The organism is Parazoarcus communis, assembly GCF_003111645.1.
Taxonomy (GTDB): domain Bacteria; phylum Pseudomonadota; class Gammaproteobacteria; order Burkholderiales; family Rhodocyclaceae; genus Parazoarcus; species Parazoarcus communis_A.
Genome location: NZ_CP022187.1, coordinates 435,566 through 449,516, shown reverse-complemented (window position 1 = coordinate 449,516; position 13,951 = coordinate 435,566). Strand labels below are relative to the sequence as shown.

Genomic DNA, 13,951 nt, shown 5'->3' with positions numbered 1-13,951 from the left:
TTGATGCGGTGCGCGCATTCTACGCTGCACCGCGCCTCCCCGCCCGGTCAGATCACCCGGGAGTAACGGGCGCGCTCGCGATCCGAGCGCAGATAGCGATCGAAGAACATCGCAATCCCGCGCACCAGCAGACGGCCCGCGGGCAGCACGCTGATCCAGTCCTTGTCGATCTTCACCAGCCCAGCCTCTTCCATTTCCTTGAGGTCGGCGATCTCGTCAGCAAAGTACTCATGGAACTTGATGAGGTGTGCAATCTCGATCGACTCGATCGACAGCTCGAAATGGCACATCAGCGCCTGGATGATCGAGCGCCGGAGGAGATCGTCGGCGGTGAGCTCAATGCCGCGCAGTACGGGCAGCTCGTCGCGATCGAGGGCATCGTAGTACTCGTCGAGCGTCTTGACGTTCTGCGCGTAGACCGGACCGATCTTGCCGATCGCCGACACACCGAAGGCAAGCAGGTCGCACTCGGCCTGGGTCGAATAGCCCTGGAAATTGCGGTGCAGGCGCCCCTGCCGCTGCGCCACGGTCAGTTCGTCATCCGGCTTCGCGAAATGGTCCATGCCGATATAGACGTAGCCGGCGTCGGTCAGGCGACGGATGGCAAGCTGCAGAATCTGAAGCTTGGAGTCCGCTGACGGCAGGTCGATCGGAATGATCCTGCGCTGGGGCTTGAACAGTCCCGGCAGGTGCGCGTAGCTGTACAGCGAGATTCGATCGGGCGAGAGTTCGAGCACCTGCTCCAGCGTGCGGTTGAAGCTGATCACATTCTGCTTGGGCAGACCATAGATCAGGTCCATGCTGATCGACTTGAAGCCGGTTGCCCGCGCCGCGTCGATGACGAGCTTCGTCTCTTCGACGCTTTGCACGCGGTTGGTCGCAATCTGCACGTCCTCGGCGAAGTCCTGCACGCCGACGCTCATGCGATTGAAGCCGAGGTTGGCCAGCATTTCGACGGTGTCGAAATCCACCTTGCGCGGATCGACCTCGATCGAGTACTCGCCATTCGGCACCAGGTTGAAGTGCTTGCGGACCGCATCCATCAACTGATGCATCTCCGCGTGCGAGAGGAAGGTCGGCGTTCCACCCCCGAGATGTAACTGCGTGACCTGACGTGTCCCCCCCAGGGCCGCCGCCTGCATTTCGATCTCTTTTTCCAGGTAATTCAGATACTTGGCAGACCTGCCATGATCCTTGGTGATGATCTTGTTACAGGCGCAGTAATAGCAGATCGTGTTACAAAAGGGGATGTGGAAGTATAATGACAGCGGTCGGCTCACACCGCCAACGGCACGTTTTCCCAGCCAGTCTGTCAGTGCTTGTGCATCGAATGCCTCCACAAACCTGTCTGCGGTGGGATACGACGTATAGCGAGGCCCGTTGATGTCGAATCGTCGAATCAACTGGGGATCAAAGATTAGGTCTGTCTGGCTGGTCATGGTCTGGCTGCGTCGATGTGTTACTTAACAATGGCAGAAAGCCGGCGTTTTGTGGTTGACTTGGATCAACGGCAACATTCTGACTACCCCCAATCCGGAATCGGAGCAAGTTTACAGTGCAAATGAAGGCGACGGTGCCGATCACCGCGGCGGGGCTCAAAACCGCATGCTCACAATGCAATCTGCTGGAGCTGTGCCTGCCGTTCGGCATGACTGACACTGAACTCAACCGCCTCGACGAACTTGTCGGCGGGCGTCGGAAGATCAAGCGTCAGCAGCCGCTCTATCGCGCAGGCGAACTCTTCGAAGCCATCTATGCGATCCGTGCAGGCTCCTTCAAGACCGACGTTCTGCTCGAAGATGGTCGCGAGCAGGTCACCGGATTCCAGATGACCGGCGAGATCATCGGGCTCGACGGCATCAGCACCGAGTTCCACTCGTGCAATGCGGTTGCGCTCGAAGACAGCGAGGTCTGCGTCATTCCCTACGCCAAGCTGGAAGAACTGTCCCGCGAGATCGAAGGCCTTCAGCACCAGTTCCACAAGGTCATGAGCCGCGAGATCGTGCGCGATCACGGCGTGATGATGCTGCTGGGCTCCATGCGCGCGGAAGAGCGTCTGGCGGCCTTCCTGCTCAACATGTCGCAGCGCTTCACCGCTCGTGGCTTCTCGGCCGCCGAGTTTCACCTGCGCATGACCCGCGAAGAGATCGGCTCCTATCTGGGCCTGAAGCTGGAAACGGTCTCGCGTGCCTTCTCCCGCTTTCAGGAAGACGGCCTCGTCGCGGTGCAGCAGAAACATATCCGCATTCTCGACAACGACGGTCTCAAGAAACTCATTCAGCACCAGCCCGGCGCGCGCTGAGCGCCGGACTGTCGCGCTCAGGCAAAGACGGCGAACCAGCCGCCGACGTTCTTGCTGAGCGCGACCGACACGATCCAGCTGAACACGAGCAGCGCAGCAACAAACGCAGCCCCGCGCACGGTGCGCGTTCGGCCACGTTTCAGGGCAACGGCGCCCAGCAGGATGTAGACGATCAGGCCAATGACCTTGGCCGTCACCCACGGTGCCTGCAACGGGTACTGTTCGATCATCACCGCCAGCGTGATCGCACTGCCAAGCAACACGGTATCGACCACATGCGGCAGGACGCGCGTCAGACGATGTGTGAGCAGACGGCTGTCAACAAGCATCCACACTCCCCTGAGCGCGAAGCCGGCAAGGCTCAGAATCACACAGGTGACGTGGATGTGCTTGATCGCCTGATACATCTTTCGTTCCTCCTCGGGGAAAATGCTGACCGGTGCGCCCTGGTCGGGCGCCGAACAATGACAGAACAAACAGGATTCAGCCACGCAGGCTAGAATCGAAAGTGAAATGCAGGAGCACGGAATGAACCAGACCGCCGCAGACATCCTTACCCAGCTCCGTCAGATCTCCCTGTTCGGGGAGCTGTCGGAGAGTGAGCTGGAACGTGTTGCACGCTATACCCGCGAACGCCGCCTGGGCAAGGGTGAACTGCTGTTTCAGCGCGGCGACGTTGCCCACGGTTTCTATTTCGTCACCGAAGGGCAGCTCAAGCTCGGCTTCTCGTCAGCTCAGGGCAACGAGAAAGTGGTCGAGATCGTCGGCCCGCAGCAAAGCTTTGGCGAAGCGGTGATGTTCATGAACCGCCCCTACCCCGTTTTTGCCGAAGCGCTTACCGACATGTCGCTGCTTCATATCGGCCAGAACGTCGTATCCGACCTGATCGATCAGGATCCGCAGTTTGCACGCAAGCTTCTGGCAGGCATGGCGGTCCGCCTGCATAACATGGTGCGCGACGTAGAAACCTATTCCCTGCGCTCGAGCACACAGCGCGTGATCGGTTACCTCCTCCAGCAAACCGAAGAGGATGGCACCAAGGCTTGCGACATCTCCCTGCCCACGAGCAAGCAGGTCATCGCGTCACGGCTGAACCTGACGCCCGAGACCCTTTCGCGGATCTTTCACGACCTGGCAGACCATGGTCTCATCACCGTTCACGGCAAGCGCATCACGCTTCACAATCCGCAGGCACTGTCGCGCTACAGCGGGTAGCACTTCGCCCGCTCAAGTCCTTGCCGTCCCCCGAAAAGCAACGGCCTCTTGAACGAACAAGAGGCCGTCTTTCACGATACCCGGGTGCTGAAAGCCGAAGCCTTCACGCGCCAGCGCACTCAGGACTCAAGCACATAGGTTCCCGGCGCCGGTGCGAGCGAAGGAAACTGCTCGCTTGCCGCCGGCCTCGCCTCGATCAGCTCTCCGGCGTGGGGTTTGACCCAGTCCATCCAGTCGGTCCACCAGCTGCCCGCCTGCTCTTCAGTGCGATTGCGCCACTGCTCGGCCGTATCCGAGCGATGCGCTTCACCGGCCCAGAACTTGCGCTTGGGCGGCGTGACGACCGGATTGACGATGCCAAGAATGTGGCCTGAGCTCGAGAGCACATAGCGCTTGGGACCGGTGACATGGTTAATCACACGGAAAGTCTGCAGCCACGGCGCGATGTGATCGTCCTCTGCGGAAACGACGTAGAGCGGCTGCGTGATACGGCCGAGATCGAGCGGCTCACCCGCCACCTCGAGTGCGTCGGGATGGATCAGCTTGTTGTTCAGGTAAAGCTCGCGCAGGTACCACGAATGCATCGCGTACGGCATACGCGTGGTATCCATGTTCCAGTACAGCACGTCGAATGGCGGCGGCGTTTCGCCGTACAGCCAGCCTTGCACAACGTAATGCCAGATCAGGCCGTTCGAGCGCAGCAGGCGGAATGCGGAAGCCATTTCCTTGCCATCGAGATAGCCCTTGCTGGCCATGTTGTCGATGATGTAGCGGATGCTGGCTTCGTCGATGAACACCTCGATGTCGCCCGGCTTGTGAAAATCGACGAGCGTGGTCAACAGGGTCCAGTCCGCAACCGGCACCTGGTCCTCAGGGAAATGGCGGTTTGCCCATGCCATGTACATCGACAGTGCAGTGCCTCCGATGCAGTAGCCAACTGCATGCACCTTGTCCTGCCTGGTGAAGCTTCGCGCGCACTCGATGATGGCATGCACGCCTTCGGTGAGGTAATCGTCGAAACTGCAATCGCGCATGGACGCGCCGGGGTTCTTCCAGCTCGTAATGAAGACATCCATCCCCTGATCGAGGAGGAAGCGGATCATGCTCTTGCGCGGCACCAGGTCAAGAATGTAGAACTTGTTGATCCACGGCGTGACGATCACGATCGGCTTCGCATGCACCTTTGGCTGCGTCGGCGCGTAGTGGATCACCTCCAGCAGGTTATTGCGAAAGACCACCTCGCCTGGCGTCGTGGCGAGATTCTCGCCAACATGGAAATCGTCCGGGTCGGTCATCCGGACATTACCGGCCTTGAGGTCCTCGAGGAAATTCTTGAAGCCATTGGTCAGGCTTTCACCGTTGGTTTCGACGGCCTTGCGCATCGCTACCGGATTGGTCCACAAGAAATTCGTGGGGGCCATCGCGTTGAGCAGATTACGCCACCAGAATGCCGCCCGCCTGCGCTCCTTGCTCGCCAGCCCGGGGGTGTCGTAAAGCATGTCCTGCATGTTGCGGGTGAAAGCGAGGTACCACTCCTTGCTCAAATCCCAGGTCGGATACTCCGTCCATACGGGATCGGCAAAACGCGCGTCGTCGGAGTGAGGACGTATCGGGTCCGAACTCGCCAGCCCGAGCATGCGATTGACCGAGTGCAGCTGCAGTTTCCACAGGTCCGTCGACAGTCGGGTGAAGCGCTCCGCCAGTTCCTGTGGATGCGCCAGCCATGCAAGCTGGGCATGGACGAGCGGCGCGGCCATTCCAAGTGGATCCACCGTACCTTCCACGCCGTCATGGAGTTCGCGCATGGCGCGCTTGACGACCTGTCCCGGGTTGAAATCTTCGGCACGCCTTCCGGTCCTGCCCGATGCAGGCCGTTTGCCTGTGCTCTTGCTTGCTCTGGCCATTTCTTGCTCCTTGAATCTCAAGCGGTAAACAGACTGGGCTGTCACCTCAACTCAGATGATAGGTTTCTCCGGCGACCGGCTCGGTCAAGCCGGACCAGCCCAGCTGCTCGGCCACGGCGGCGCCAAACGCCGCACGTGCCTCGGTTTCGCCATGCACCAGAAAAGTCTGCCGCGGCTGCGTTTCAATATGATGCATCCATTCGAGCAGCGCAGGTTTGTCCGCGTGCGCGGACAAGCCGCCTATCGTATAAACATCCGCCCTCACCGGCACCTTGTCGCCAAGAAGCGTGACGACGCGTGCCTTGTCCACCAGTCGCCGCCCCAGCGTGCCAGCGGCCTGAAAACCGGCGATGATGACTGAGCACTCCTTGCGGTCAATGTTGTATCGCAGATGGTGCTTCACCCGCCCGGCATCACACATGCCGCTCGCCGAGATGATCACCAGCCCGCCGCGCTGATGGTTGAGCGCGATCGACTCTTCGACGTCGGCGACAAACCGCAGGTGAAAGCGGTCTGAATTCGCCGTCATCCAGGAAGAAAGCTCACGGGTCTCGTCATCCCACAGCGCCTCGTGCTGCATCGTGAGATCAGTGACCGCCGTCGCCATTGGCGAATCGACGATGACCTCGAGTCGCGCCACCTTCTCCGCCCGTACCAGCTTTGCAAGGATGAACAGCACCTCCTGGGTACGCCCGACCGCAAAGGCCGGAATGATGACGTTGCCGCCCTTGCGCTGAAGCGTGTCATTGAGGGCGTGAACGAGTTCGTCCTCGGTCTCGTTCAAGGGGCGGTGAGCGCGATTGCCGTACGTCGTTTCAATAAACAGGTAATCCGCGGCGCGGACCTGATAGGGATCACGCAACACCGGGCGATCGGGCTGACCGAGGTCACCTGAGAACACCAGCCGTCGGGTGGCGCCGCCCTCCATCACATCCACTTCAATGATCGCAGACCCCAGGATGTGCCCTGCGTCGCGAAAGCGGCAGGAAACCCCCTTCCCGGGGTGAATGAGTGCATCGTACTGGACGCGTTGAAGCCGGTGCAGACTGGCCCGCGCCTGTTCGACCGTGTACAGCGGCGCCGCGGCGGAACTCCGACGTCCGTGACGCGAGCGGTTGCGACGACTCGCCCACTCGAACTCCTTTTCCTGGATGTATGCCGAATCAAGCAGCATGACGCCGAGCAGATCGACCGTTGCATCCGTCGCATGGAGCCGTCCCTTGTACCCAAGGGCGATCAGCCGCGGAACCAGCCCCGTATGATCGAGATGCGCATGCGTGAGGAGGACGAAGTCGATGGAATCGAGGTCGAAATCGAGCGCCCGGAGATTCTTGAGCCCGGCCTCGCGCCCCCCCTGAAACATGCCGCAGTCGACCATGAAGGCACCGCCGTCATGTCGGACCACTGCGCAGGAACCGGTGACTTCACCGGCCGCGCCATAAAACGTGATGTCCATGATGCACCTCCGATAACAGCATCAACCTTCCCGTCTGATGCGGGGTTGACCCTGATCAAGCCCGGGAGCGATGCATCGGTGGCTATAATTGGATACACACCGCGACCCATGGAGTACTTACATGTTCAAACATATTCTCGTACCTACCGACGGCTCGCCCCTTTCTGAAGGCACCGTATCACGTGCTGTGTCCTTCGCCAAAGATGCGGGCGCACGAATCACCTTTTTCTACGCCCAACCGGATTTCCCGATGCCGATTTACGGCGAAGGTGCTCTCATAGACCCCACCACGCCCGAGCAGTTCGCCAAGTCGGCACAACAGGAAGCCGAACGCATTCTGGCGAGCGCGAAAGCAGTGGCGGATGCATCCGGTGTTCTCGCCGCAACCGACACGCTGGTCAATGAGGTGCCCTATGAGGCAATCATCGACGCAGCGGAACGCCACGGCTGCGATCTGATTTTCATGGCTTCTCACGGGCGCAAAGGCATCGCGGGCCTGCTGCTCGGAAGCGAAACACAGAAAGTGCTGACACACGGTACGACGCCGGTACTGGTCTACCGCTGAAAGCAGCTATCCAGCAAAAAAGGGAACGGCCCGCTGTGCGGGCCGTTCCCTTTTTGCTCCACGCTTTCCTGCGGAAACCATGAAGCGCTCCAACCGGGCGCGGCTCAGGTCACGGCCAGCGCAGACCGGCTACTGCTTTGACTCGAGGTGATTGATTTCCGCCGCAGTGCGTTGAAAATAGACCGTTGTCAGGCTCGATGCCGCACAGATCAGCCAGAACGCGAAGAACCCGATGGAATAGGTCGCCAGCATGTCGAGATGAACCGGCGACCCGAAAAAATACAGCTCCCGAGGGTTGATCACGGTAAAGAATATCGCCTCCACCACGCCGGCCACCAGAAAAGACGGCCACAGAACCTGAATCAATTTCTGCATGGAAACTCCTCCTTACCGTGCCATGAAACGGGACCTGCTCCAGCGTCTGACACGCACTGGTAGCAGCACTACGCAAGCCAGCAGGAATCGATTTGTGCCAGCCTGCGTTTGGCGACTACAGCCAGCCAACTCATTGAATTACGAATGGTGCCCCAATGTTCTCTCTTTTTGCTCATCCTCGGCAATATGCCGTTTTGCAAAACGATAAATGTACACCGCCATCGCCAGTACAAAACCGATGGTAAACAGACTGAGCAGACCGATATCGGTGCTGAACAATTCATTCCAGGCCATGATGAGACTCCTTCTTCGACGGGTTAAGAACCAGATGGATCAATCCTGATTTCCGTCTCTGTCGGGAGGTAAGCGGCCCCGTTCATGCGCCAGCTGCGGGACTCATTTTCGATTTGAAACAACCAGCGGCCCGTACTCAGGGGCGCCACAGCGCCCTCGAACACGCCACCCTGCCCGTTCAGGACCAGTTCCTGATCGGACCCGCCCTGGGTCGGATGCGCAATCGTGAGGTGAATGACACCGGGTACGTTGTCGATGTCGGCAGCCGCCACCTCGATGCGTACCGATTCGCTGCGCACCTGAACCAGGGCCTTCAGCCCCAGCTCACGTGCCCGCTCGGTGCGGCCGATCGTCTGAACGATCGCCTTGCCCTCTTTGTAGTAATCATCAACGACCAGCCCGTCCCAGGTTCTGACTGCGATCACCATGGTGATGGTACCGGCGACAACTGCGGTTGCCGGCAACGCGATCAGGAACCAGGGCCAGCCCTGCTTGTACCAGGGGTCGGGTTTCTTGTCGGACACAAATACACTCATTGTCAGGAAGTCTCAGCGAGGGAACAGGAATGTTGTCTTCTCGCGCAGCTTGAGACTCGGTTCATCTTCAGGGTAGACCTCGAAGAAGACTTCGTTCGCGCCGGGCTTGCCCGAATCATACGGGACATGGACCTGCAGGGTCACCGCTTGCGTGCCGGCAGAGCCAACTTCCATGCGATGCTCGCCACCAATGGCGATACCTTCCAGTCCCGCGGCCGAAAACACGAAGGTACGCGCCTTCTCCGTCATGTTCATCACCTGGAGCTGGTACACGTTTTCGATCATGCCGCCTTCGATTTCACGGGCAAGCGACGCGCGATCGCGGATCACATCGACTCGCAAGGGGTCACGCGTAGCGAGCGCCCAGACGAAGGCGAGACTGATGAGGATCAGGACCGAACCGTAGATCAGCGTGCGCGGCCGGAACACGTGGGCAATGATTTCCTTGTTGCCCCAGCCCTTCTTGATCGCATTCTCGGTCGAATAGCGAATCAGCCCCCGCGGATACTCCATCTTGTCCATGACCTGATCACAGGCGTCGATACAGGCAGCACAACCGATGCACTCGTACTGCATGCCCTGACGAATGTCGATACCCGTCGGACAGACCTGGACACAGATACCGCAATCGACGCAATCGCCCTTGTCGAGTGTTTTCGGATCAGCACCTTTCTTGCGCGGACCACGCGGTTCGCCACGTGCGTCGTCATAGGTAATGACCAGTGTATCGGGGTCGAACATCACGCTCTGGAAACGGGCGTACGGGCACATGTACTTGCACACCTGTTCACGCATGACCCCTGCAAACAGGTAGGTGAAACCACCGTAGAACAGGATCCAGAACAGCTCCCACGGGCCGAAGCTCAAGGTCGTGGCCGACTGCAGCAACTCGCTGAGCGGCGAGAAATAGGCGACAAAGGTAAATCCGGTCCAGATCGAGACCGCGGCCCACGCACCGTACTTGGCCAGCTTGATCCCGACCTTTTTCGCGCTCAGCGGCGCCTTGTCGAGCTTGATTCGCTTGTTGCGGTCACCCTCGATCTTCTGCTCGATCCACATGAAGATTTCGGTGTACACCGTCTGCGGGCACGCGTAGCCACACCAGAGGCGACCGGCAATCGCAGTGAAGAAGAACAGACCGTAAGCGGAAATGATCAGCAGGATTGCCAGGAAGAACACGTCCTGCGGCCAGAACACCCAGCCGAAGATATAGAACTTTCGCTCTGTCAGATGCAGCAGAACAGCCTGCCGATCGTTCCACATCAACCAGGGCAATCCGTAAAAGAGGATCTGGGTAAACCAGACGAGCGCCCATCGCCAGTTTGCAAAGATGCCCGTAACCGCGCGCATGTAGACCTTCTGTCGTACCGCGTACAGGGAATCCTGTTCAGGTGGTGGAGGTGGGACCTTGGCTTGAGAGTTCGGGGCTGTGCTGTTCATGATCGCTTTATTAGTGGATTCTTATTTTTATGATTGAAAACAGCTCCGGGGGCATAAGCCCCCGGAGCGCACTACTTACTTCTGTTCCTTGCTAAGACTCAACACATATGCTGCGAGGAGATGAACTTTGGCATCGCCAAGGAACTCCTGGAATGCAGGCATCTGGTTTTGACGACCGTTGGTCACGGTTTCGATGATCGTCGCTTCGGACGAACCATACAGCCATGATTTGTTGGTCAGGTTGACCGCACCCAGCATCGGGTTGCCCTTGCCATCCGCACCGTGACACGCCACGCAGTTCGTATCGAAGACTTCCTTGCCACGCTGGGCGCGCAGAGAATCGTGAGCCAGGTTCGAGAGCGAGCGGACGTAGTTTGCAACGTCCTTGACACCCTCACCGCCAAGCGCGGCACCGAAAGCCGGCATCACGCCCATGCGCCCACCCATAATGGTGGTCTTGACGGTGTCGGGCTCACCGCCCCAGTTCCATTCGTCGTCGGTCAGGTTCGGGAAGCCCTTGGCACCCTGAGCAGCAGAGCCGTGACACTGCGCACAGTAGGTCAGGAACATGCGCTTGCCCATCGCGTTGGCTTCGGGATCCGCCGCAACGGCCATGAGATCCATGTCCTGGTACTTGGCAAAGATGGGGCCGTACTTCTCGTCGGCGGCCTTCATTTCTGCATAGTACTGGCTGTGCTCACCGCGATCGGCGTTGTGATTGCCGAAGCCGGGGTAGATCACGAGGTACACGATGCCGAAAACGATGGTGATCCAGAACAGATACAACCACCAGCGCGGAAGCGGGTTGTTGTATTCCGCGAGGGTCTCATCCCACACGTGACCGTGCAGTTTGACTTCGCCCGGCTCGCGCTTGGTCATGTTCGAGACCAGCACGAAAATACAGAACAGGATGCTCAGGGCCACGAGACCCATCACGTACATGTTCCAGAAACCGCTGATAAAGTCAGCCATTTGTTTTTCCTTCCTTTTCCAGCCGGTCATTCGAAACCGGCAGATCGTCATCGGTCAGGGGCAGGCGCGCCGCCTCATCGAAACCAGTCTTGGCGTGACGGCTGTATGCCCAGGCACAAATCCCCAGAAAACAGACAAAGCCCAGGACTGTTACGATGATTCTCAGGTCGTTGATTTCCACGGCGCGTCCTCTTTCCTTACCTTACGTTCTTAAGTGCGGTACCCATACCCTGAAGGTAGGCAACCACCGCATCAAGCTCGGTTTTGCCCTCGAGGGCGGCAGGCGCGGCGGCGATTTCCTCGTCGCTGTACTTGTGCAGGCCGACCTTGTTCAGAGCACGCATCTTGTCCTGGATATCGTCACCCTTGACCGGGCGATCAAGCCATGGGAAGGCTGGCATGTTCGACTCGGGCACGACGTCGCGCGGGTTCAGCAGGTGAACCTTCTGCCATTCGTCGGAATAACGACCGCCGACGCGAGCCAAGTCAGGACCGGTACGCTTGGAGCCCCACTGGAAAGGATGGTCGTAGATGTACTCACCCGCGACCGAGTAGTGACCATAACGCTCGGTCTCTGCACGGAAGGGACGGATCATCTGCGAGTGGCAGTTGTAGCAGCCTTCGCGGATGTAGATGTCACGACCGACCAGGCGCACCGGATCGTACGGCTTTACATTGAGCTCGTTGCCCTTGTAATCGATCGGTGACGTGGTGGTGTGCTGGAAGAAGAGCGGAACGATTTCCACCAGACCACCCACGCTGACAGTCATCAGCGTAAGGACGATCATCAGGAATACGTTACGTTCGATCTTTTCGTGTTTCGATTGAGCCATGTTCTTGTTCTCCGCTTAGGCGTGTGCAGCCGCAGGTGCAATCACGGGCGCGTTGTATGCCTTCTCACCGGCGATGGTCTTCACCATGTTGTAGAACATGATCACCATGCCAGCCAGGAACAGGGCGCCACCCACCAGACGGATCGTCCAGAACGGGTAGCTGGCCTTGACGCTCTCAACAAACGAGTAGGTCAGGGTGCCGTCCGCGTTGGTTGCACGCCACATCAGGCCCTGCATCACACCGGCAACCCACAGCGAGGCGATGTACAGCACGATACCGATGGTCGCAATCCAGAAGTGGGTGTTGATCAGCTTGGTGCTGTACATCTCGGTCTTGCCGTACAGACGCGGCAACAGGAAGTACACCGCACCGATCGAGATCATCGCAACCCAGCCCAGTGCGCCGGAATGCACGTGACCAACGGTCCAGTCGGTGTAGTGCGACAGCGCATTCACGGTCTTGACCGACATCATCGGACCTTCGAACGTGGACATGCCGTAGAACGACAGCGAGGTGACCAGGAACTTCAGGATCGGGTCGGTACGCAGCTTATGCCAGGCGCCCGACAGGGTCATGATGCCGTTGATCATGCCACCCCAGGACGGAGCCAGCAGGATGAGCGAGAACACCATGCCGACAGACTGGGTCCAGTCAGGCAGCGCGGTGTAGTGCAGGTGGTGCGGACCCGCCCACATGTAGGTGAAGATCAGTGCCCAGAAGTGAACCACGGAGAGGCGATAGGAATAGACCGGACGCTCAGCCTGCTTGGGCACGAAGTAGTACATCATGCCGAGGAAGCCGGCGGTCAGGAAGAAGCCCACCGCGTTGTGGCCGTACCACCACTGGATCATCGCATCCTGGACACCGGCATAGGCCGAGTAGGACTTCATGCCCATGAAGGACACCGGGATGGCAGCGCTATTGACGATGTGCAGCAGCGCGACGGTCAGGATGAAGGCGCCGAAGAACCAGTTCGCCACGTAAATGTGGCTGATCTTGCGCTTGGCGATCGTGCCGAAGAACACAACGGCGTAGGACACCCACACCACGGCGATCAGCAGGTCGATCGGCCACTCGAGCTCGGCGTACTCCTTACCCTGGGTGTAACCCAGTGGCAGGGTGATTGCGGCCAGAACGATGACCAGCTGCCAGCCCCAGAAGGTGAAACCGGCGAGTGCAGGCGCAAACAACTTGGTATGACAGGTACGCTGCACAACGTAGTAGGACGTTGCAAACAACGCGCATCCGCCAAAAGCGAAAATGACCGCGTTGGTATGCAGCGGACGCAACCTGCCAAAGTGCAGGAACTCGTGCACGTTCAGTTCAGGCCACACGAGCTGTGCTGCGGCAATGACACCGACCAGCATGCCCACGATGCCCCACACCACCGTCATGATGGTGAACTGGCGCACGACTTTGTAGTTATAAGTCGCTTGCGATTGCATGTGAAATCACCTCTTTGATTAAAAACCCCTTGGTACAACTGTTCAGATCACGGCATGTAACTCGTCATCCGCGGCAAGGATACCGCTCGACCGGATCTACAATTTGACACAGATCAACATTGTATTGCACCGCACGGGTCGGGGAAAGCACGCAGGCACCGGATCGGGGCATTTCAGCGGTATACGGCAGAATACTGCGCACCGATCGGGTACAGGCGAAAAAAAAGGGTGCGTCTTGAACGCACCCCCAACCCCAACAGAGAGACAAAAATACCCTTTCAGATCACCGCAGTTCGTCACTGCGCACATCCGAAAACCATGTCGGCATTATGCCTACTGCCTCAAAGCGTCCGTTGACCTAGATCAAACGGGTAACGCTTAATGCCCCTGATTGCTGTCGGTTTTTTCGATCTTGCCATCAGTGCGGGTCTGTCCCTCAGTTGCTGCATTGCAACGCTCATCAGGAAGTTCGTCCTTGTCGTCCATCAGGAGTCGATAGGCCGGCCCTTCAAGATCGTCGTACTGTCCGTTGCGCAGAGACCACCAGAACAGCATGCCGATGACAAAGACCAGCACCACCGACAGCGGAATCAGGATGTAGAGACTTTCCACG

At 58.8% G+C, this 13,951-nt stretch carries 16 protein-coding genes; 3 read left to right on the top strand and 13 right to left on the bottom strand.

From position 1 onward, the window contains the following. Positions 1-47: 47 nt before the first annotated feature. On the bottom strand, positions 48-1,439 hold the full coding sequence (gene hemN, locus CEW83_RS02200; RefSeq protein WP_108947886.1) for an oxygen-independent coproporphyrinogen III oxidase: 1,392 nt from the start codon (positions 1,437-1,439) through the stop codon (positions 48-50). A gap of 122 nt (positions 1,440-1,561) precedes the next feature. Here hemN and fnr point away from each other — a divergent pair, with 122 nt between their 5' ends. Continuing rightward, positions 1,562-2,302 (top strand): fumarate/nitrate reduction transcriptional regulator Fnr, encoded by a 741-nt coding sequence (gene fnr, locus CEW83_RS02195; RefSeq protein WP_108947885.1) that lies wholly within the window; start codon positions 1,562-1,564, stop codon positions 2,300-2,302. A 17-nt stretch (positions 2,303-2,319) separates the two neighbouring features. Here fnr and CEW83_RS02190 read toward each other — a convergent pair whose 3' ends face one another. Continuing rightward, a complete protein-coding gene (locus CEW83_RS02190) occupies positions 2,320-2,709 on the bottom strand; it encodes a SirB2 family protein (RefSeq protein ID WP_108947884.1) in 390 nt (129 codons plus the stop codon). A gap of 121 nt (positions 2,710-2,830) precedes the next feature. Here CEW83_RS02190 and CEW83_RS02185 point away from each other — a divergent pair, with 121 nt between their 5' ends. After that, positions 2,831-3,517 carry a Crp/Fnr family transcriptional regulator gene (locus CEW83_RS02185; protein WP_108951139.1) on the top strand — a complete coding sequence of 229 codons (687 nt, stop codon included), beginning with the start codon at positions 2,831-2,833 and terminating at the stop codon, positions 3,515-3,517. A gap of 119 nt (positions 3,518-3,636) precedes the next feature. On the opposite strand, the gene CEW83_RS02180 is transcribed toward CEW83_RS02185, so the two are convergent. Together CEW83_RS02180 and CEW83_RS02175 are read right to left on the bottom strand one after the other, a co-directional pair. Further along, on the bottom strand, positions 3,637-5,322 hold the full coding sequence (locus CEW83_RS02180; protein WP_108951138.1) for a PHA/PHB synthase family protein: 1,686 nt from the start codon (positions 5,320-5,322) through the stop codon (positions 3,637-3,639). A 145-nt stretch (positions 5,323-5,467) separates the two neighbouring features. Further along, positions 5,468-6,877, bottom strand: coding sequence for an MBL fold metallo-hydrolase (locus tag CEW83_RS02175; RefSeq protein WP_108947883.1), 1,410 nt, complete (start codon positions 6,875-6,877; stop codon positions 5,468-5,470). Positions 6,878-6,998: 121 nt separating this feature from the next. Between CEW83_RS02175 and CEW83_RS02170 the strand changes: the two genes are divergently transcribed. Continuing rightward, the gene (locus CEW83_RS02170; RefSeq protein ID WP_108947882.1) at positions 6,999-7,442 is read left to right on the top strand and encodes a universal stress protein; all 444 of its coding nucleotides are present in this window, start codon (positions 6,999-7,001) and stop codon (positions 7,440-7,442) included. Positions 7,443-7,571: 129 nt separating this feature from the next. Here CEW83_RS02170 and CEW83_RS02165 read toward each other — a convergent pair whose 3' ends face one another. The 9 genes from CEW83_RS02165 to ccoS all read right to left on the bottom strand — a co-directional run bounded on the left by CEW83_RS02165 (position 7,572) and on the right by ccoS (position 13,950). Beyond that, positions 7,572-7,817, bottom strand: a complete 246-nt coding sequence (locus tag CEW83_RS02165; RefSeq protein ID WP_108947881.1) for a hypothetical protein — start codon at positions 7,815-7,817, stop codon at positions 7,572-7,574. A 138-nt stretch (positions 7,818-7,955) separates the two neighbouring features. Further along, on the bottom strand, positions 7,956-8,111 hold the full coding sequence (locus CEW83_RS02160) for a DUF3149 domain-containing protein (protein ID WP_108947880.1): 156 nt from the start codon (positions 8,109-8,111) through the stop codon (positions 7,956-7,958). A gap of 23 nt (positions 8,112-8,134) precedes the next feature. Next, positions 8,135-8,647 carry a FixH family protein gene (locus CEW83_RS02155; RefSeq protein ID WP_108947879.1) on the bottom strand — a complete coding sequence of 171 codons (513 nt, stop codon included), beginning with the start codon at positions 8,645-8,647 and terminating at the stop codon, positions 8,135-8,137. Between the two features lie 12 nt (positions 8,648-8,659). After that, entirely contained in the window at positions 8,660-10,087 is a 1,428-nt protein-coding gene (gene ccoG, locus CEW83_RS02150) for a cytochrome c oxidase accessory protein CcoG (protein ID WP_420094089.1), read from the bottom strand. Positions 10,088-10,162: 75 nt separating this feature from the next. Next, positions 10,163-11,059 carry a cytochrome-c oxidase, cbb3-type subunit III gene (gene ccoP / locus CEW83_RS02145; protein WP_108947877.1) on the bottom strand — a complete coding sequence of 299 codons (897 nt, stop codon included), beginning with the start codon at positions 11,057-11,059 and terminating at the stop codon, positions 10,163-10,165. Next, on the bottom strand, positions 11,052-11,240 hold the full coding sequence (locus tag CEW83_RS02140) for a cbb3-type cytochrome oxidase subunit 3 (RefSeq protein ID WP_108947876.1): 189 nt from the start codon (positions 11,238-11,240) through the stop codon (positions 11,052-11,054). The genes ccoP and CEW83_RS02140 overlap by 8 nt, the downstream gene beginning before the upstream one ends. 16 nt (positions 11,241-11,256) lie before the next feature. Further along, complete coding sequence (gene ccoO / locus CEW83_RS02135; RefSeq protein WP_108947875.1) at positions 11,257-11,892, bottom strand: cytochrome-c oxidase, cbb3-type subunit II; 636 nt, start codon at positions 11,890-11,892, stop codon at positions 11,257-11,259. Between the two features lie 15 nt (positions 11,893-11,907). Further along, positions 11,908-13,338 (bottom strand): cytochrome-c oxidase, cbb3-type subunit I, encoded by a 1,431-nt coding sequence (ccoN, locus tag CEW83_RS02130; RefSeq protein ID WP_108947874.1) that lies wholly within the window; start codon positions 13,336-13,338, stop codon positions 11,908-11,910. A gap of 378 nt (positions 13,339-13,716) precedes the next feature. Further along, positions 13,717-13,950 (bottom strand): cbb3-type cytochrome oxidase assembly protein CcoS, encoded by a 234-nt coding sequence (ccoS, locus tag CEW83_RS02125; protein WP_108947873.1) that lies wholly within the window; start codon positions 13,948-13,950, stop codon positions 13,717-13,719. Position 13,951: the final 1 nt, after the last annotated feature.